Origin of the sequence: Bacillus massilinigeriensis, from assembly GCF_900117315.1 — a bacterium.
GTDB lineage: Bacteria > Bacillota > Bacilli > Bacillales > Cytobacillaceae > Bacillus_BE > Bacillus_BE massilionigeriensis.
In genome coordinates this window covers 451,355-470,416 of sequence record NZ_LT630337.1, presented here as the reverse complement: position 1 = coordinate 470,416, position 19,062 = coordinate 451,355, and the positions used below count along the sequence as shown (strand labels likewise).

Below are 19,062 nucleotides of genomic sequence, written 5' to 3'. Positions count from 1 at the left end.
ATTATTTTGTACTCTCGTTTTTTTTCACAAATTACATCATATCCCTCAGAATTAAATATTGCAATGAAAAAGTTTTATTCTAAAATACTTTTTATCACCCTCAAAAGACGACTGTATCATTTCCCCTTAAGTTGTCGGCCCGTTTTTCAAAAGCTCATAATAAAAATAGTATGAGCTTTTGTGAATGAAGTTATGAGAAAATGGTGACAGGCACCTTCCAGAAATCTGGAAGGTGCCTGTCACCATTTTCTATGTTAAAATAAGAATAGATTTGGAAGATTTAGATTTATTTTTATACTAACCTAAATAAGCAGGTGGAAATATTGGATATTAAGCATTTGCAATATTTTCTTGAGGTCGCCAATTCTAATAGCTTCTCTCTTGCAGCTAATCGATTGTTTATTTCACAGCCAACGATTAGTAAAATGATTAAAAATCTTGAGCAGGAACTTGGTGTTGAATTATTTGACCGCTCCCGGAAACATTTAGTATTAACAGATGCAGGGCAAATTATTTTTGAACAAGCGAAGTTAATTGATCAAGCATTTAAAAATTTAGGTACAGAACTTGATAATTTGTTAGAGCTAAAAAAAGGGCACATTCGCATTGGGCTTCCACCTTTATTTGATGCACATTTTCTACTTAAGATCATTGGGAGCTTTCACGAAAAATATCCTGGTATTACCTTTCAATTAATTGAACAGGGTTCGAAAAAAATTGAAGAAGCAGTTAAAAACAGTCTTCTTGATGTGGGAATCATCGTACTTCCTACTAATCCGGAGGTCTTTGAATATTTCTCCCTACTAGAAGATGAACTTAAACTCATTGTCCACTCCTCTCATCCCCTAGCTAATAAGGAGGAAGTTGATTTAGCTGAACTTACCAATGAATCCTTTATTTTATTTAATAAAGATTTTGTTCTAAATGACCGAATCATCCTATCATGTAATAGTGTGGGCTTTAATCCAAAAATTGTTTCAGTAAGCTCTCAACAATCCTTTATTACTGAAATGGTCGCATGTAAACTTGGAGTTGCCATGCTTCCAAAGAGTATCTGCCATCAATTGGACGAAACAATAACATCTATAAAAGTAGTAAACCCATCTATTAACTCAAGCTTAGCTGTAATATGGAGTAAGAATAAATATCTATCGTATGCAGCGAAGAAATGGATTGAGTATACAAAAGAGTTTTATGACAAAAGGAGCAAAAATAAATAATTTTATATTTTGCCAGATTTATAAAAAAATGTTAGGGATATTCCCCTACACTTCATCCGAAAGCGCTTACATAGATAATAACTATAATTCAGATAAAAACTATCCATTTTACATAGTGAAAAATGAGGCGTACACTTTTTATTAATATAAAATTCTTATAATATCAAAAAGTCAGATATAATCTTTTAATAATGAAAGGATGCGAGTCATTTCAAAGAAAATATAGAGAACTAGCTGCATATTTTTCATTGGATAAGCCTTGGGACAAAAAAGGAGGATATTCATATTTATGATCACTGTTTCAAGTATTAACGAGTTAAATACAGCAAAAGAAGCTCTTGAAAATCTTAAGGAAAACTATCCCATTCTTTTTGAGAAATTTATTGATATGATTAACTTAACTCGCGCTCTAGAATTTAAATATTATTATATGGGATGTTTATTAATGGATGAAGAGCCAAATGAATGCTCTCCGAACTTTGTCTGTGACTCTGTACTTCGACTTTATAATAGGGAATTAAAACATTTAAAGGAAGATCCTAATATCCATATATTGAAGCAAATTTTTTCTGATTACGAAAACACCATTGGTTATGCTAACCTCTGTCTATTAGGACTTGATAAAAATCCAGAATCTTTAGTTGGTCCATCAATTATGAAATAGCCATTATGAAAAAGCAGACTCAAAAGGTCAATAAACGACTTTTTGAATCTGCTTTTCGTTTTAAATTCAGGATAAAATTGTCCAGAAATATTAAATGAATCTAGGGTGATTTAATTCGTTTAAGATGACTCGTTACCAACCTTAACTCCAAACATTGTGATCTTCCTTTACAAACGATGAGTCCAACCAAATGGATCCTGTTCTGTTCCATTTTGGATTCCAGTTAAGGAATCGTATAATTTTTTAGATAGTGGACCTGTTTCTCCATTGTTGATGATTAGCTTTTCGTTTTGCCAGAAGAGTTCGCCTACAGGTGAGATGACAGCAGCTGTTCCTGTTCCAAATGCTTCCTCTAACTGACCATCATGATAAGCCTGTTGAATTTCATGTATAGAAATTTTCTTTTCGACAACGGGAACATTCCAATATTTTAATAGCTCAATAATGGACTTTCTCGTGATTCCCTCAAGAATGCTTCCATTTAATTCGGGTGTCACAACCTCCCCATTGATTTTAAAGAAGATGTTCATACTTCCAACTTCTTCAATGTACTGCTTCTCTCTTCCATCCAGCCACAAAACCTGAGTATAGCCATTCTCACTTGCAATCTCGGATGCTTTAAGGCTAGCTGCGTAGTTTCCAGCGGTTTTCGCATTTCCTGTTCCACCTGCAACAGCACGCACATATTCACTTTCAACCGCAATCTTCACTGGGTTAATCCCTTCTTTATAATAAGCACCTACTGGGGATAAAATAATCATGAATTTATATTGGCTAGATGGATGTACTCCAAGGTAAGGCTCAGTTGCAATCATAAATGGACGAATGTATAGGGATGTTCCTTCTGCTGAAGGTATCCAATCTCGATCAATTGTAATTAATTGCTTTAATGCGCTTAATGCTAGCTCTTCATCAATTTTTGGCATACATAAGCGATCATTTGAGCGATTCAATCTTTTCATATTTTCTTCAGGTCTAAATAACAAGACATTCTCATTTTTTGTAAGATAAGCTTTTAAACCTTCAAAAACGGTTTGACCATAATGAAAAACGGTGGATGCCGGGTCCAAGGCAATGGGTTGATAAGGAACAATTCGAGGATCGTGCCAGCCAATCCCTTCCGTATAGTCCCAAATAAACATGTGATCGGTAAAGATTTTTCCAAACTCCAAATGGTCAGATTGAGGCTTTTCCTTTTTAGTGGAACTTAATGTCACTTCAATTTTTAAATCTTTCATCGCGATTGCTCCTATCCATATAAGTTACTTTGAATTTTCGCAAAATTGTCCAAATAATTGGGACAAAATACATAATAGTAATATTGTTATGAATATTTTATCACATGAAATCAAGAGTAGGATGTTCAGGATAGGGATTTTAGACAATAATTGTTATTTTTTTATAAAAAAAGCCTGAAGGGAGAAATTTTCTTAGATCTCCCCCTTTAGGCTTTTTTAATTTTCAAACGATCACTTCTCTCTCCTTCTCTCAGAGACAACCACATCTACCATGTCATACATACATTCAACACCCTTTTCTGATGCTTCGAATTTAAATGCATTTCTTTCAGCGATTCCTAAACTGTCGGCTTCTTTAGCTGCATCAATGTTTGCACCAAGGAAGATAAACTCCCAATTATACTTCTCTTGTTGATGTTTGATAAGCTCCTTGACCTTTTCGTAGGTGAATTCACGGCTTGCGTTTTCTAAGCCATCTGTTGTAATAACAAATATGACTTTACCAGGTCTTTCTGCCTCTATTGTGTTTGACAATCGATGGTCAACATTCAAAATTGTCTTTCCTACTGCATCAAGAAGGGCTGTACACCCTCTGACAAAATATTCTTTGTCTGTAAGCTTGATATGGCTCGCGTCTACACCATTCCATAATATTTCATATTGATCGTCAAATAAAACGGCAGTGACAGTCACATCCCCTTCCATTTTGTCCTGATTCCTAATAAATCCGTTAAATCCTCCTATCGTATCACTTTCAAGACCCGACATTGAACCGCTCCTATCAAGGAGGAAAATGATTTCTGTTAAATTCTTATTCATATCTATCATCCTTTTCATTTGTTTATACTATAATATTAATTACATTTGACTATTAATAGGTCGCTTTGCAGGCGACAAATGCTTTCGTGGCAGGACGTGTGAATAGGCTCCCATCCCCATGTTCGCCATGTCCCGAGGAGGTTTAGGATGCTGGATAAGAAATTGTTATTAGAGTTGCAGGTGTATGTTGAGTCTCATATAGAAATGCTTGAAATAAAAGCCTGTGAATCTCTTATTTATGAGGATCTCAATATTTTCGAAGAGGTACAGAATAGCGAATTAGTGGATTTCATTAATGATAAGAGAATGCCCACCTTTAATCAGATGCTATTTGATTTTATTGATGAAAAAGGGGAAAGTGATTCGGATATCTACAAGAAGGCTAGAGTCGATCGTAGACACTTTTCTAAAATACGCTCTAATCCCAATTATCGGCCAAAAAAGAATACAGTAGTCGCCCTTGCTTTAGCATTAGAATTAAATAAAGATGAAGCCGAAGAACTTTTGAGCTCTGCTGGCTACTCTTTGTCAAATAGCGAAACCTTTGATTTAGTGATTCAATTTTGCCTTGAGAAAAGGATTTATGATTTACATAATGTTAATATGGCTTTGGACTATTTTAGTTTAAAACCATTGGGGGCATAAGATCGGATTGTATCAAAAATTTTATGCTACCACTTAGAGTCTTAATATAGGAAAAGAAGCTAATTTCACATGGTATATAGCTTCTTTTTTTATTTTCAGCAATTTATGGCACCAAACCTTCCCCATTTGCCTACCTGAATAATTTATGGCGACACGGGTAATATATGGCATGATACCCTTGGGAAATTAATCCGGGTGGATATCAAATCTCATTTGGAGGTGCCTTAATGCAATATAAAAAATTGTGGATTAGCCTTGCAATTGTATTCATAGCTTCATTTGCCATACTTGGCTACTATGGAGGCCGTCTCTTTAATACTATGCCGCCAATACCAGATAGGGTTGTAGTAACCGATGGGACAATCTTATTTTCAAAACAGGATATTCTCGATGGTCAAAATGTTTGGCAATCCATTGGAGGACAAGAGTTAGGGAGTATTTGGGGACACGGTGCTTATGTTGCTCCGGATTGGAATGCCGACTGGCTCCACCGTGAGTCTATGTGGCTATTAAACCATTGGGCAAAAAGAGATTTTGGTAAAAACTATTCAGCCTTAGATTCCGAGAAAAAGGCTGCTCTTCGTGAAAGGCTCAAAAAAGAAATCAGACCGAATACCTACAACAAAGAAACAAAGGAGATTACTTTATCCCCGTTAAGGGCACAAGCAATTGCAAACATTAGTAATCATTATTTTTCCTTATTTTCAAATGATCCTAAGTTAGATGATCTTCGTGAAGACTATGCCATGCCGAAAAATGTCATTAAAGACCCAGATCGTCTCCGCGACTTTATTAGTTACATTTGGTGGACAACATGGGCAACAGAAACTAATCGACCAGATGATAACGTCACCTATACAAATAACTGGCCCAATGAAGATTTAATCGGCAATAAGGCTACAGGTGAAATGCTTGTATGGTCCGTTGTTAGTTTTGTGTTATTGCTCGCAGGAATTGGTGCCTTAGCTTGGTACTATGCCACTCAGAAGGGGCATGAGGGTGAAGAGGATTCTCCAAAGAACGATCCTCTACTTGCATTATCGGCAACACCATCAATGAAGGCTACTCAGAAATACTTTTGGGTGGTAGTTGCTTTATGGTTAGTTCAAGTTCTACTTGGAGCAATAACTGGCCACTATCAAGTTGAGGGAAGTGGGTTCTATGGCATCCCAATCGATAAATGGATACCTTATTCCTTAACTAGATCCTGGCATACTCAATTAGGAATATTGTGGATTGCAACAGCATGGCTAGCAACTGGGCTATTTATTGCTCCTGCTGTCTCAGGCCATGAACCAAAGTTTCAACGGTTCGGCGTGAACTTTCTATTTGTTTGTCTAATCATTATTGTTGCGGGCTCCATGATTGGGCAATGGTTTGCAGTACAACAAAGACTTGGTCATGTAACAAATTTCTGGTTTGGACATCAAGGATATGAATATACAGATACAGGCCGATTCTGGCAAATTTTCCTTACCATTGGCCTATTTCTGTGGCTGTTCCTCATGGTAAGAGCATTATGGCCAGCTTTTAAAAATCTGAAAGAGAGCCGTCATCTTCTTGCGCTTTTTTTAATTGCATCAACTGCAATTCCTGTTTTTTATATTCCTGCATTATTATGGGGGCAGCATACCAATATTGCCATTGCAGAATATTGGCGTTGGTGGGTTGTCCATCTATGGGTAGAGGGATTCTTTGAAGTTTTTGCAACTGTAGTAATGGCATTCTTATTCACAAGAATGGGATTGTTAAGAATTCGAACGGCAACCACATCCGTTCTTTTCTCAACAATTATTTTCCTATTTGGCGGAATCATAGGGACATTTCATCACTTATACTTCAGCGGAACCCCAACCGGTGTTATCGCTTTTGGCGCAACCTTTAGCGCATTGGAAGTAGTGCCACTAGTTTTAATTGGTTTCGAGGCTTATGAAAATCTTACTCGAAGCCGTGCCCGTAAGTGGGTTGCTGCTTATAAATGGCCAATCTACTTCTTTATTTCCGTTGCATTTTGGAATTTAGTTGGTGCGGGATTATTTGGTTTCTTTATTAATCCACCAATTGCCTTATATTATATGCAGGGGCTTAGTACTACTCCTGTCCATGGACACGCTGCATTGTTTGGAGTATACGGTATGCTGGGGATTGGATTAATGCTCTTCTGTTTACGAGGACTAACAGTAAAACGCGAGTGGAAAACAGGGCCTCTCTGGTTTGCATTTTGGGCAATAAATATCGGTCTTGCCTTAATGATTCTCATAAGCCTTTTACCAATCGGTCTCATGCAAACATGGGCAAGTGTACAGCACGGCATGTGGTATGCACGGTCTGCAACCTTTATGTCACAGGACATCGTCGCTCTTTTCGTTTGGCTGCGGATTATTGGGGATACGATCTTTTCACTTGGTGCTTTAGCACTAGTTTGGTTTATCATTGGTTTAAAAACCGGCTGGTCCCTCTCAAGCGATCGATTAGAATATGCTGAAACTGACAACAAAAATGTATAAATAACCTAGGGACAGTGAATTATTCACTGTCCCTCCTTCTACTTAGGAAGCTTCTGCCCTGGAGCGTTCTGCTAATACAGTTTGTGGGATTTTTGATAACTGAATCCATTTGATGATGGATGTTACCATAATAATCACCCCAAGGATAAGCATGATGATAGATAAGACACCATTTAGTACATTATAACCAGGATTTTCAGCATTTAAGTAGACATTCTTAACCATCCAATATCCTGCAACATTAACCGTTACATATAGATAAGCTAGTGGAACAAGACATGTCAGCATATACCAACGTTTATCAGCAATTTTTAAGACAACAGTTGCACCTACAATCAGACCGATTGAAGCCATCAATTGGTTAGATACACCAAACAAAGCCCATACAGAACTGATATCCCCGGAGTATAGGAGATAACCCCAGATGAAACATGCTAGAGCACTGGCAATAATATTAGCTGGTATGGAGTCAGTCCGTTTCAATGGTTTAATGAAGTCACCAAGGAAGTCTTGTATAAGATAACGCGCAACCCGAGTACCTGAATCAATTGCTGTTAGTATGAATACCGCCTCGAATAAGATAACAAACTGATAGAAATATGAAGCAAGCTTCTCAAAAATTGGAATCTCCGTGAAGATATAGGTCATACCAACCGCAAGTGTAACAGCACCGCCTGTTCTTCCTTCGAGATCCATCCCGACCTCTTTACTAAGTTCATTTAAATGAACGGTTTCCATGCCAAGAGTCGCAAATTTTTCTGGTGTTGAATTAATGGCAAAATAATCTCCTGGCTGTAAAGAGATTGCAGCTACTAGAGCCATGATCGCAACTAAACATTCCACAAGCATAGCCCCAAAAGCTACTCCTTTTATATCGCTCCAACGGTTTATCATTTTTGGGGTAGTTCCAGAGCCGACGAATGCATGGAAACCGGAGATAGCTCCACAAGCGATGGTAATAGAAACAAATGGCCAAACTGGACCTGCAATAATTGGACCACCACCATGGATAAATTCAGTTAATGCTGGGAATTGAACTGAAGGATTAACAATAAATACTCCAATAATTAAGGCTACAAAAACACCAATTTTCATAAAAGTACTTAAATAATCACGTGGGGCAAGCAATAACCAAACTGGTAGGGCAGCTGCAAAAAATGCGTAGATAGGTAGAATAAGTGCAAGAGTACTTTTTTCAAAGGTTAAAAAGTCTCCAAACGCCGTACCTTGAATATTTGGCCCGAAGATAATAGCAGCCATTATTAATGCAAAACCAACAACTGTTGCTACTTTCAAATTCCCTGTCTTTTTATGATATAATCCAACCCCCATTGCAATCGGAATCGTTATTCCAACTGCAAAAGTCCCCCATGGATTTCTTTCAAGAGCACTTAACACAACTAATGACAAACCTGCCATAGTAATGGTGATTATGAATAACATAGCTAACCCTGCACAGAAGGCAGCTACAGGGCCAAGTTCTTCTTTTGCCACCTCTGATAATGACTTTCCATTTCTGCGCATTGAGGCAAAAAGAACGACTAAATCATGAACCGCTCCACCAATAACAGCACCAATTAAGAGCCATAGTAAACCAGGTAAATAACCAAATTGGGCTGCCAAAATCGGTCCGACTAATGGACCTGCTGCTGCAATGGCAGCAAAATGGTGCCCAAACGTTACCCATTTATTCGTAGGGACATAGTTTTGACCATCCTCTAACTTATGGGCAGGTGTTGGCTTTGAATCATCGACCTTCAAAACCTTAGCAGCCATAAAGGTGCCATATAAACGATAGACGATTAAAAGGATACATATTGAACCAACTACGATTGTAACCGCATTCATTTTTATTTCCCCCTTCACCTTTTTTGTATACGATATTAATGATACAAAAAGAAAAGGGCTCTATTCGATTTTCAAGATGAAATGCAGGAAAGGAAAGTTGAATTGCAAAATACTGCCAATAAAATACAAAACATTCAGAAATTTAATATGTTCTTTAATTCTTTTACATATGTTCGACTAACCGGAACCTTTGAGCCGTTTTTCATAATTAAATTATGGGTTGAGTTAAACCAAGGCTCTATTTCCGCTATTTGATCTATATTCACAATATAACTTCTATGAACGCGCAAAAAATGGGAATTGCTCAACTTTTTCTCCATAATAACAAGTGGATCACTTACTTGGTATTCCTTTTCCATCATTTTAATTGTGCATTTTCCTTTAGAGGATTCAAGGTAAAGGATATCATCATGGGTTAACAGGATGATTCTGTCATTTACAAGTACAGCTATTTTTCCATTGGGGTTTTTGATGGATGGAGAATGGTGAACTTTATGATCACCCATGTTAAGAATTTTTGATATTTTCTTTAATGCTTTATGAATACGATTTTCATCAAAGGGTTTTAATATATAATCAATCGCATTGGACTCAAAGGCCTGTAAAGCATATTCATCGTAGGCAGTTGCAAAAACAATTGCTGGAGCTCGGTCCAATCTTTCTAATTGTCTTGCTAAGTTCAAACCATTGTCCTCGGTTAGATCAATATCCAAAAAAACTAAATCTGGCTTCAGCTTCAGAATATCAACCATTGCATCCTCTACACAATCACTTTCTCCTAAGATTTCTACTTGCCTACTTCTAATAAGTAAATATTTTAATTCATCTCTAGCCAATGGCTCGTCATCCACTAAATAAACTCTCAGCATATGGGTCATACACTCCTTTACTTTCAAGAGGGAGAGAAATGGTTATAGTTGTTCCTATGTTTTCTTGGCTATTAATATGAAATCGTGCTAGACCATTGTATATTCCTTTAAGTCGCTCACTAATATTATAAATCGCCGTACCGTTTCCTTTTACAGATTCTACGACTTGCTTACCAAGAAATTCTATTTTATCATCAGAGATACCTTTTCCGTTATCATTAATAACAATTTGCAATAGGTCGTTTTTTGAAAATATCTGTATAGTAATTTCCCCTTTATGTTTCCTTCGAGGGAACCCGTGATTTATTGCATTTTCAACTAATGGTTGAAGGGTAAACGGTGGAATTAGCACCTTTTCAAGGTTAGGTTTCATTTGAAATGAGATATGGAACTTTTCCGGAAATCTTGTTTGCTCCAAGGTGAGATATGATTTTACATTTTCAAGTTCCTTCTCAAGGGGAATTAGCATTTGTCTAGCGCCTTGAAGGTTCCCACGAAAAAAAGAACTTAATTCAAAGAGTAATTTTCGTGCCTTTTCAGCATCCGTTCGACACAAAACGGAAATCGTGTTTATACTATTAAATAAAAAATGAGGATGAATCTGAGCTTGTAAAGCTTTAATTTCTGCATCCTTCAATAGCTTAGCCTGACGTTCAGCCTCTGCAAGCTCTAACTGTGTTGAAAATAAATTAGCGAGCCCCTCAGCTAACTGTTGCTGAACCTTATCTAGCTTTTCGGGGTCTGTATAATACATTTTTAGCGTCCCGACAATTTTATTCTTTACCTTTAACGGGAGGACAATCGCAGCTTGGATGGGACAATCACTTTGAATACAATAGATTTCCTGCTTTGTTTTTGCAACCAAAATCTCTCCTTTTTGCAGGGCTCTTCTTGTTAAAAATGTCACAGGCTTTGACTTTGGAAGGTGGTGATCTGAGCCAGCACCAACATGGGAGAGTACATGGTGTTCATCTGTAATTGCTACCGCATCTGCATCTGTTAGTCTAAGCATAATATTAGAAATTTCCTTACAGGAATGAGTGGTTAATCCTTGACGAAAGAATGGTAGTGTTTGATCTGCTATAAAAAAGGCGCGGTTTGTTTGATTAGCACGAGTGCGCTCTTCATCGCGTTTAATGAATTGAATAATAAACATGAATAGCATCGTTCCAAATCCATTAACGAAAATCATAGGTAATCCAATAACCTGAACGAGTGCCCATGCTTGTTCAAATGGTTTTGCAGTTGCAAGGATTATCAGCATTTGTACTGCTTCAAGCATCATTCCAATCCCAACAACAAAAGCCCCAGTGACCTTCTTTCCCTTCCTTTCTCTCATTTTCCCTAAATATCCAGCCACCACTCCTGCTAGAATCGTAGAAATAGAACAGGAAAATGCAGTAAAACCTCCAAGTAAATATCGATGGACCCCTGCCATAACGCCCGCCCCTATTCCAACTAAAGGACCTCCCAGTAATCCACCAATAACAATTCCCATCACTCTTGTATTGGCAATTGCACTCTCAGAATTTACTTCGGAGAGCCATGCAGACCTATTAATTGTATTATGCTCAATCTCGATTCCAGTGTAATTGCTAATAATCCCAAAGGTTCCAAATAACAGTATGAGCATGACTTTCTCATTTGTTTTATGATCTCTTTTGATTATCTGACGAAATGATTTCATTTGTGACAGTAAAAACGCGACAATAACAATGATGCCCACTTTTTCAAGCATTAATGGAACTAAATTAAACATCTTATCTCATCCCTCATATTAAATTCCCATCCCTAATAAAATCAAAATTATATTGAGATTCATTCTCTTCCTATAAACTTAATTATAATAAATTTTCAAAATTCAGAAAGGGGTAATATTTAAAGCGACTATATCCGAATTTGCGCACCTTAAAATTGGCAAAACTCTCCATTACCATTTAATATTAGATTATGAAGCTTAGATGGGAGATGAGAGAAATGCAAAAAATTAGGGTTGGAATAATTGGTACTGGATTTGGCGCCAAGGTTCATGCACCCATGATTAGTTACCATGATGGCTTCGAAGTCGTGGCTATCGCAAGCGTTACTAGGGGAAATATTGAAGAAGCAAGAAATACAAGCGGCATTCAGAATGTTTACACCGACTGGCGACTTATGCTTGAAATGGAGCAATTAGATTTAGTTGTCGTAGCCTCTGCGGTCAATTTACATCGGGAAATGGTACTCGCAGCTTACGAGAAGGGATTACATGTTTTATGCGAAAAGCCGATGGCCTTACATAAGAAAGAAACTGAGGAAATGATTTTGGAAAGGGATAGGGTCAAAAGATTTGGATTAATCAACCACGAGTTTCGTTTCCTACCTGCTCGGACAAAGGTAAAAGAAATTCTTGATAGCGGCAACCTAGGAACGATTATGCATGTCCGTTATTCTTGTACTTTTCCTAACTACAATTCACTGACATCAAATAAACGGAGATGGTTAGCTAAAGAGGAGAAAGGTGGGGGAATGCTTGGAGCCATTGGTTCTCATATGATAGATTCACTTCACTGGTGGCTAAATAGCCAGTTTAAAGAGGTATTCGCTAATCTACCTATTCATATTCCTGTACAGGTAGGGGCAGATGGTGATGTTGAGTATCGTACTGCAGATGATGCCTTTCAAGTAATTGGTACATTAGAAAATGGTGCTACGGTTTCTATGGAACTAGTTTCGGCCGCACGTAAGGTCAAGAACAACTTCTGCTTGGAAATTTTCGGAAAACAAGGAACACTTGTAATGCTTGATGATAATCAAGTCTTTGTTTCATATGAAGATGAATCATTTAAAGATGTTCCATTAGCCCCGGAACTAACAGCTCCTTCGACAATGCCTGAGGCAGCTGCTCGTTTTTATAATTTTTTTCATAGAATGCTAGATGCCCTTTATGAAACCATTATCTCTGGAAAAAAACATGCTTATCTTGCTGATTTCAAAGATGGCCAGAGAATCCAGCAAGTACTTGATGCAATAAGATTATCAGCTAAGGAAGGTAGAAAAATAATCTTAGAATAGTAGAGTTGACCCCAATCAGGAGCCTGACACTACAAAGACACTCCTACCGTTCAAGGATAAAACGATACCCACACCCCAATCAAATCCCAAAATGAAAAAGGCTTGGTCTTATCTTAAGACTTCAAGCCTTTTTATTTGCCAACATTTTTCCCTTCTATATCCCTTATATTTCCCTCATTTCGAAATCAACATTTTCTAACCTATTCAAGGATTGTTTCTATTTTTTTAAAAGATTAGACATTAATTTTTCATATATGATAGTTAGACTGATAATAAGAAAAAGATGATGTTTTACTTGGATGAATAGAAGTTTCTATAAGGATAGGCATACTCGTTTTCCTGCACAACAATTAATTAATAGAAGTAGCTTTTTTTCATAAAAAGGAGGATAAAAGTTGATAAAGCTAACGTATGTAAAGTTCGGATTAGACATTTTAATGGCCGTTACGTTTGTATTATTTTTTAATAAGCGTGTTTTAGGTGGATTAACCTTTCATGAAATGGCAGGATTAGCAATAGCAGCAATATTTTTCACCCATGTGCTCCTCAATTGGAAATGGGTAAAAAAAGTATCTGTTAGGTTGTTTGATCGTAAGTTACCCTTTAAAACAAAGTTAGGCTATCTATTAAACATCTTATTATTGATTTCAATGGCATTTATTATCATTAGCGGCATTCTTATTTCTAGAGTGGTTTTCCCGAATATTAATATTGGAAATGAACATTGGTTTAAAGTTACGCATATTTCCATTTCATTTTTAGTTCTCATTTTTGTAGCCGCTCATCTTGGTTTGCATTGGAAATGGATAATGAATGTCTTTAAAAATTGGATAAGATTCAAAACACCAAGACGGTACGCTGCCATTTTTACAAGAATTGTTACAGCTGCAATATTCATTTTTGGAGTCTATCAAATGTACTCAACAAATTTTTTCGTGCAGCTACAGGGGGCGACAAGAATATTTAATTTATCCACTTCACAATTTCCAAATGATGGTTTTCAGGGTGGAGATGGTCACTTTGAAAGACCGGATTTCTCTGAAGAAAATTTAGATAAGGGAGATCATCCACTCCAAAAACCAAACTTTTCAGAGGGGAATTTCCGTGAAGGAGGTCAGTTTGGGAAAACTGATCACCTAAGAGGTGGGTTCAAAGGGGAAAATGGACATTCCGGAGATACTAACGCGTTAAGTGTCATTATTGAATATTCTGGCATCATGTCCGTTTTTATTATTGTCGTTTACTATTTAGACAAATTGATTATTCAATTTAAACGTAAAAAAAGCCAAGCAAAGTTAGAAACCACAACAAATGTGTAAGGGAAAAGAAGTCTCCTTTTCCCTTAAACTAAACATCAGAACAAATTATTTTTCCTTTTTCAAGTCTTCGATAAAGGCTAACACCTGGTCTTCTTTTGTTGCCCAAGAAGTCACCAATCGAATGGTAAAGGTGTCAGTATCAACCTTCTCCCAAATAAGAAAGGAATATCTTTTTTGAAGTGCTTCTATTAATGATAGCGGTAAAATAGGAAAAATTTGATTAGATGGCGAATAGGTCAAAAACTCTATATTCTCTTTACTTAATTCATTTTTAAGTAATTTTGCCATTTTATTAGCATGTTCTGCTAAGTCAAAGAATAAATTGTCTCGAAAAAGCTCAAGGAACTGTATACCTAACAGCCTCCCTTTTGCAAGAATAGCACCTCGCTGTTTCATAAGGTATCGGAAATCCTCTTTTAGAGTATCACGACAAATGACCAGCGCCTCACCTATTAAGGCACCATTTTTTGTTCCTCCAATATAGAAGGCATCCACTAGTGAGGGGAGATCACTTAATTTAAGATCACCTTCGTCAGAACAAAGAGCAGATCCCAGCCTTGCACCATCCATATACAACAAAAGATGGTTCTCTTTGCAAAAATCACTTAGCTGCTCCAATTCCCGTTTCTTATATATAGTACCTATTTCGGTCGAATTTGATATGTATACAAGCCTAGGCTTAACCATGTGCTCGTCAGTATGAGCCTCAAGCACCTCTTTTATAAGAACAGGTTTGAGTTTTCCGTCATCTACAGGAATCGAAATAATTTTGTGACCTGTTGCCTCAATAGCACCCGTCTCATGACCGAGTATATGACCAGTACTAGCGGCTATTATAGCCTCATGAGGTCTTAAAAAGGCTGATAAAGCGGTTAGGTTGGTTTGTGTCCCTCCCGCCAAGAAATGGATATCAACATCTTTTCGTTCAACCCTATCCTTTAATAATTCTATTGCTTCTTGAGAATATCGATCCTCCCCATACCCTTCCTCTTGCTCGAGATTGGTTTTAAGTAAAGCATTTAATATTCTTGGATGTGCACCTTCGCTATAATCATTCTTAAAGCTGTACATAAGCTAGCCTCCGTCAAAAAATGGGTCATTCCTCACCCTATTATTATCGCAAACTCATCATATCATTATTTTTTCAAAATAGTATGGTTTCAGGTTCTTCATTTTTATTTGGATTGAAATTCTCTGAATAAAAAAAGCAATTGGATACAATAGTGATAACTGTACACAATTACTTTTTCTTAGCGAATTTTTGCTAAATAAGAATATACTTCCGATAGATTTTCATATCCTAAATTTTGGATTTGACGAACACTTTCTGTCCATAACTTAGCTGTCCCTACAGCATCATGTAAGGCATGGTGTCTTTTTTCAATACGAATACCATAATGTTTACAGCAATCATCTAAGGTTATTAGCCTTTTTTCCGGCTCTACAATCTTAGTGAGAAAAGATGTATCCATAATCCGATGCTGAAAATTTATTTTTAGTGTTTTCCAAGTTTCATATTTCATAAAGCTTTTTTCATGATGAGCATGATGAGCAACAAGTGGACAGGTGCCAATAAATTGATAAAATTCTTTTAACACCTTCTCCAAAGGAGGTGCTTTAGCAAGGTCATCTTCACATATACCTGTTAATTCCTTCACTTCATGTGATAGTTGGGTGTTGCAATTCACTAAGGAATAGTAGGTTTCATCCTCTAGGATTTGATCACCTTCCAACTTAACTGCACCAATAGATAATATCCTATCGCCTTTGTGCGGAAAAAAACCTGTAGTCTCTAAATCAAAAACTATCACCTTTAATTCAGAAAAAGGAATTTTAAGTACATCTTCGTTTTTTATTTCTTTTTGCAGCTGTCTAAGAAAAGCTATACTTGCTGCATCTGTTTGATTCGATATTGATGTATACATGCTCGGGCTAAGTCTTCCAGATAATTGCCTAACAAAGTGAACCATCTGATTCATGTTCATGAGGAACACCCTTTATGAATAATCTCTTTCGTCTCAGTTAGAAGCCTATATCCATTTTTCATTATTTGCTTGAGCTCATGCTTTTCTGATTTTTTTAAAGTATGAATATCTAGGAAGTGAACATCTTCATAACTATTGGCATTCTTTTTATAATAAAGCCTTAAATGTAATAATCTTAAAAATGAATATTGATAAACCTTTATTTTGCTATAGCTATCAGGCAATTGTTGGAAGCGTGCTAATGTTGACGGTTCCAAGATTCCTTCTTTAATTGAGAGCAATCGAAGGGAATTTACATATGGGAAGAATATTACTTCCTTTATATTAATACTGCCCGTTTCCTTCCCCTTCGTATTAGGTAATAGCTGACCTAAAATTCCAATCCCTTTTTTTATATGACTTATATTTTCGTATAAACGGTTTAGGAGTAACGGTTCTCCCTTCAATTTTTCCAATGCCATTTCTTTTAACTCCAATAAATCCTGATCATCCCCTATTATTACTTTTGAATCAAAAAAGGTAGAAAAATAGCGGAGAGATTCCCAGCTTGCCTCATCTAGCCAATTGATAACTTGCTCCTTCCAGGTATTCATTGAATGGCACCATCTTGGATTTGACGACATAACCCTTCCATCACAAAATTCGTAACCAACCTCATATAGTCCTTGAGAGATTTCTTTTCCTAATGTTAAAAAATAGGGTTTAATTATCTCTTCCCCTTTAAAAATAATGCCATGATCTTGATCGCTCCAAATCGATTGTTCAGATCTTCCACCACTTCCCATAATAAAGAAAGTAAAGTGAGCAGGGGCAGCCCCAAACTCACTTTCTATTTTCTTAATTGCTTTCTGAACAGTTGCCTTTATTAACGTATCATGAAACTGATTAAGAGCTATTGGATCATCCCAAACCTTATGAATATGAGCATTTCTTAATTGTCTTATTTCAAAATAGTGATTCATCTGTTCATCAAGCTCATCGTTTTCTGAATGGCTTGTGACAACCATTTCAAGCACCTGCTCTCCCTTTATGCTCTGGCATACTTTCAGGGTACCCATAGCTTCCATGCTCACTTAAATCCAGGCCAATAATTTCTTCTTCTTCTGATACACGGATACCCTTCATGACCAGATCCATTACTTTTAGAATAATGAATGATACAACAAAGGCATAGAGTCCAGAAGCTACAACGCCCAATGCCTGAACACCTAATTGGTGGAAACCACCGCCGTAGAATAATCCAGCTTGCCCCCAATCAATATCCGTTGATAGAGAAGGTATTGCAAATAATCCATTCGAAAGTGTACCCCAAACACCAACAGTTCCATGGACGGATAAAGCAAAAATAGGATCGTCAATTCTAGCCTTGTCGAACATCCTAACACTGAAGAATACCATAATTCCACCAACAGCACCGATGACTACTGCTGCCCAAGGTTCAACAAATCCACAAGAGGCAGTGATTGCAACAAGACCAGCTAATGCACCATTTAATGTTGTTGGAACATCCGCTTTTCCAGTAACTATCCAAGCAGTCGCCATAGCAGCAACAGCGCCAGCAGCGGCCGCTAGTTGAGTATTTAATGCAACAAATCCAAAGAATCCATCTGTAACACCAAAAGTACTACCAGCATTAAATCCAAACCAGCCTACCCATAATAGTAGAACACCCAAAGCAGTGAATACTTGGTTATGACCAGCAATATCATTAGATGAACCATCCTTATTATATTTTCCAATACGTGGTTTTAACACAAGTGTTGCAGCCATTGCAGCCATTGCCCCCGTTAAATGAACAACCGTTGATCCAGCAAAATCTTGTTTCCCATGTTCTGATAACCAACCGCCTCCCCAAATCCAATGGGCAACAACCGGGTAAACAAATGCTGAGAAAAGAACCGCGAAAATTACATAGGCAGATAATTTTGCTCGTTCGGCAAATCCGCCAAAAGCAATTGTCAGAGAAACTAATGCAAACATTACTTGAAACGTAAAATCTACAGCAGGAGTCAATCCTTCCTCAACTGTTGAGGTATCACCATAAAAGAAATCTGATAATCCAATGATTGCATTTCCATCCCCATAAATAAATCCATAACCGACTGCCCAAAAAACTAATGATCCAATACCAGCTGTGAAAATGGTTTTCCCTGAAATATGACCTGCGTTCTTCATTCTAGTCGATCCTGCTTCGAGTAAAATAAACCCGCCAATCATTAAGAAGACTAATATCGCACCAACAATAACCCAAAGGTTATCCATTAATACTGCAACATCCATCTAATCATCCACTCCTTCGAAAATGATATTTTTGTTGTTCCCATTATATCTGGTAAGAAAATCTCTCAACAACAATTATGTAAGGTTTTCTAACGTGGTTTTTAGTTATCTATAGACATTTTAGCCCATTTTATTAAGAATTTGAAAATTCATACAACATTTCGAGCTGAATATGTTATAATTGATGTAATATTTAATAACATTTAACGTAAAATTATCAAACATATCTCCTTGGAAATGCAATTAATGATTTACTTCATATACTTTAGTGAGGTGAAAGCATGGCAGACTCATCTTCTTATAAAGATAAAAAAGTAATTACGATTGGAACGGTATGTGAATTAACAGGACTTTCTGAAAGGAAAATCCGTTATTATGAGGAAAGACAATTGATTTTTCCAGAAAGAACAAATGGAAAAACAAGAAAATATTCATTTTCCGACATTGAAACATTAATGAATATCGCCGAAATGCTAGAGGATGGATTTCAAACCTATGAAATCCGCCAAGAAATGAAGAAGAAAAAGCAGAAACTCGATGAAAATGCAGCTCGCAAGGAAATGATCCAAGGTCAAATTAACGCCCGATTCGGTATACAAAAGAGACCTTGACGA

16 protein-coding genes are annotated in these 19,062 nt (G+C 36.9%); 7 read left to right on the top strand and 9 right to left on the bottom strand.

The features are described from left to right. Window positions 1-323: 323 nt before the first annotated feature. Window positions 324-1,220 carry a cidABC operon transcriptional activator CidR gene (cidR, locus tag BQ6100_RS02370; RefSeq protein ID WP_075980208.1) on the top strand — a complete coding sequence of 299 codons (897 nt, stop codon included), beginning with the start codon at window positions 324-326 and terminating at the stop codon, window positions 1,218-1,220. A gap of 289 nt (window positions 1,221-1,509) precedes the next feature. Next, entirely contained in the window at window positions 1,510-1,884 is a 375-nt protein-coding gene (locus tag BQ6100_RS02365) for a hypothetical protein (RefSeq protein WP_075980207.1), read from the top strand. Between the two features lie 167 nt (window positions 1,885-2,051). On the opposite strand, the gene BQ6100_RS02360 is transcribed toward BQ6100_RS02365, so the two are convergent. Both BQ6100_RS02360 and BQ6100_RS02355 read right to left on the bottom strand, forming a co-directional pair. After that, window positions 2,052-3,122: a branched-chain amino acid aminotransferase gene (locus BQ6100_RS02360; RefSeq protein ID WP_075980206.1), complete on the bottom strand. Its 1,071-nt coding sequence runs from the start codon at window positions 3,120-3,122 to the stop codon at window positions 2,052-2,054. 231 nt (window positions 3,123-3,353) lie between these two features. Next, window positions 3,354-3,941: a vWA domain-containing protein gene (locus tag BQ6100_RS02355; protein ID WP_075980205.1), complete on the bottom strand. Its 588-nt coding sequence runs from the start codon at window positions 3,939-3,941 to the stop codon at window positions 3,354-3,356. A gap of 147 nt (window positions 3,942-4,088) precedes the next feature. Between BQ6100_RS02355 and BQ6100_RS02350 the strand changes: the two genes are divergently transcribed. Together BQ6100_RS02350 and BQ6100_RS02345 are read left to right on the top strand one after the other, a co-directional pair. Next, window positions 4,089-4,586: a hypothetical protein gene (locus BQ6100_RS02350; protein ID WP_075980204.1), complete on the top strand. Its 498-nt coding sequence runs from the start codon at window positions 4,089-4,091 to the stop codon at window positions 4,584-4,586. A 227-nt stretch (window positions 4,587-4,813) separates the two neighbouring features. Next, window positions 4,814-7,093: a nitric-oxide reductase large subunit gene (locus BQ6100_RS02345; protein ID WP_075980203.1), complete on the top strand. Its 2,280-nt coding sequence runs from the start codon at window positions 4,814-4,816 to the stop codon at window positions 7,091-7,093. Window positions 7,094-7,135: 42 nt separating this feature from the next. Here BQ6100_RS02345 and BQ6100_RS02340 read toward each other — a convergent pair whose 3' ends face one another. The 3 genes from BQ6100_RS02340 to BQ6100_RS02330 all read right to left on the bottom strand — a co-directional run bounded on the left by BQ6100_RS02340 (window position 7,136) and on the right by BQ6100_RS02330 (window position 11,569). Next, window positions 7,136-8,941, bottom strand: a complete 1,806-nt coding sequence (locus tag BQ6100_RS02340; protein ID WP_075980202.1) for a carbon starvation CstA family protein — start codon at window positions 8,939-8,941, stop codon at window positions 7,136-7,138. 134 nt (window positions 8,942-9,075) lie between these two features. Beyond that, window positions 9,076-9,810: a LytR/AlgR family response regulator transcription factor gene (locus tag BQ6100_RS02335; protein ID WP_075980201.1), complete on the bottom strand. Its 735-nt coding sequence runs from the start codon at window positions 9,808-9,810 to the stop codon at window positions 9,076-9,078. After that, the gene (locus BQ6100_RS02330) at window positions 9,785-11,569 is read right to left on the bottom strand and encodes a sensor histidine kinase (RefSeq protein ID WP_075980200.1); all 1,785 of its coding nucleotides are present in this window, start codon (window positions 11,567-11,569) and stop codon (window positions 9,785-9,787) included. The genes BQ6100_RS02335 and BQ6100_RS02330 overlap by 26 nt, the downstream gene beginning before the upstream one ends. Before the next feature lie 218 nt (window positions 11,570-11,787). Between BQ6100_RS02330 and BQ6100_RS02325 the strand changes: the two genes are divergently transcribed. Together BQ6100_RS02325 and BQ6100_RS02320 are read left to right on the top strand one after the other, a co-directional pair. Then, on the top strand, window positions 11,788-12,864 hold the full coding sequence (locus tag BQ6100_RS02325; protein WP_075980199.1) for a Gfo/Idh/MocA family protein: 1,077 nt from the start codon (window positions 11,788-11,790) through the stop codon (window positions 12,862-12,864). A gap of 395 nt (window positions 12,865-13,259) precedes the next feature. Then, window positions 13,260-14,183: a DUF4405 domain-containing protein gene (locus BQ6100_RS02320; protein WP_075980198.1), complete on the top strand. Its 924-nt coding sequence runs from the start codon at window positions 13,260-13,262 to the stop codon at window positions 14,181-14,183. Window positions 14,184-14,228: 45 nt separating this feature from the next. Here the strand turns inward: BQ6100_RS02320 and BQ6100_RS02315 are convergent, their stop codons facing one another. The 4 genes from BQ6100_RS02315 to BQ6100_RS02300 form a co-directional block, all read right to left on the bottom strand. Then, window positions 14,229-15,254, bottom strand: coding sequence for a threonine aldolase family protein (locus BQ6100_RS02315; RefSeq protein WP_075980197.1), 1,026 nt, complete (start codon window positions 15,252-15,254; stop codon window positions 14,229-14,231). A 179-nt stretch (window positions 15,255-15,433) separates the two neighbouring features. Beyond that, window positions 15,434-16,168 (bottom strand): exonuclease domain-containing protein, encoded by a 735-nt coding sequence (locus BQ6100_RS02310; protein ID WP_075980196.1) that lies wholly within the window; start codon window positions 16,166-16,168, stop codon window positions 15,434-15,436. Continuing rightward, a complete protein-coding gene (locus BQ6100_RS02305; protein ID WP_235816472.1) occupies window positions 16,165-17,235 on the bottom strand; it encodes a DUF294 nucleotidyltransferase-like domain-containing protein in 1,071 nt (356 codons plus the stop codon). The genes BQ6100_RS02310 and BQ6100_RS02305 overlap by 4 nt, the downstream gene beginning before the upstream one ends. Further along, window positions 17,177-18,448 (bottom strand): ammonium transporter, encoded by a 1,272-nt coding sequence (locus BQ6100_RS02300; protein ID WP_075980195.1) that lies wholly within the window; start codon window positions 18,446-18,448, stop codon window positions 17,177-17,179. The genes BQ6100_RS02305 and BQ6100_RS02300 overlap by 59 nt, the downstream gene beginning before the upstream one ends. Before the next feature lie 281 nt (window positions 18,449-18,729). On the opposite strand from BQ6100_RS02300, the gene BQ6100_RS02295 reads away from it, so the two are divergent. Further along, window positions 18,730-19,059 (top strand): MerR family transcriptional regulator, encoded by a 330-nt coding sequence (locus BQ6100_RS02295; protein WP_075980194.1) that lies wholly within the window; start codon window positions 18,730-18,732, stop codon window positions 19,057-19,059. Window positions 19,060-19,062 lie beyond the last annotated feature (3 nt).

Bases quoted from the DNA above. Each gene is read 5' to 3' on its own strand.
- BQ6100_RS02365 (WP_075980207.1), top strand. From the start codon at position 1,510: ATGATCACTGTTTCAAGTATTAACGAGTTAAATACAGCAAAAGAAGCT.
- BQ6100_RS02360 (WP_075980206.1), bottom strand. From the start codon at position 3,122: ATGAAAGATTTAAAAATTGAAGTGACATTAAGTTCCACTAAAAAGGAA.
- BQ6100_RS02355 (WP_075980205.1), bottom strand. From the start codon at position 3,941: ATGAATAAGAATTTAACAGAAATCATTTTCCTCCTTGATAGGAGCGGT.
- BQ6100_RS02350 (WP_075980204.1), top strand. From the start codon at position 4,089: ATGCTGGATAAGAAATTGTTATTAGAGTTGCAGGTGTATGTTGAGTCT.
- BQ6100_RS02345 (WP_075980203.1), top strand. From the start codon at position 4,814: ATGCAATATAAAAAATTGTGGATTAGCCTTGCAATTGTATTCATAGCT.
- BQ6100_RS02340 (WP_075980202.1), bottom strand. From the start codon at position 8,941: ATGAATGCGGTTACAATCGTAGTTGGTTCAATATGTATCCTTTTAATC.
- BQ6100_RS02335 (WP_075980201.1), bottom strand. From the start codon at position 9,810: ATGCTGAGAGTTTATTTAGTGGATGACGAGCCATTGGCTAGAGATGAA.
- BQ6100_RS02330 (WP_075980200.1), bottom strand. From the start codon at position 11,569: ATGTTTAATTTAGTTCCATTAATGCTTGAAAAAGTGGGCATCATTGTT.
- BQ6100_RS02325 (WP_075980199.1), top strand. From the start codon at position 11,788: ATGCAAAAAATTAGGGTTGGAATAATTGGTACTGGATTTGGCGCCAAG.
- BQ6100_RS02315 (WP_075980197.1), bottom strand. From the start codon at position 15,254: ATGTACAGCTTTAAGAATGATTATAGCGAAGGTGCACATCCAAGAATA.
- BQ6100_RS02310 (WP_075980196.1), bottom strand. From the start codon at position 16,168: ATGAACATGAATCAGATGGTTCACTTTGTTAGGCAATTATCTGGAAGA.
- BQ6100_RS02305 (WP_235816472.1), bottom strand. From the start codon at position 17,235: ATGGAAGCTATGGGTACCCTGAAAGTATGCCAGAGCATAAAGGGAGAG.
- BQ6100_RS02300 (WP_075980195.1), bottom strand. From the start codon at position 18,448: ATGGATGTTGCAGTATTAATGGATAACCTTTGGGTTATTGTTGGTGCG.
- BQ6100_RS02295 (WP_075980194.1), top strand. From the start codon at position 18,730: ATGGCAGACTCATCTTCTTATAAAGATAAAAAAGTAATTACGATTGGA.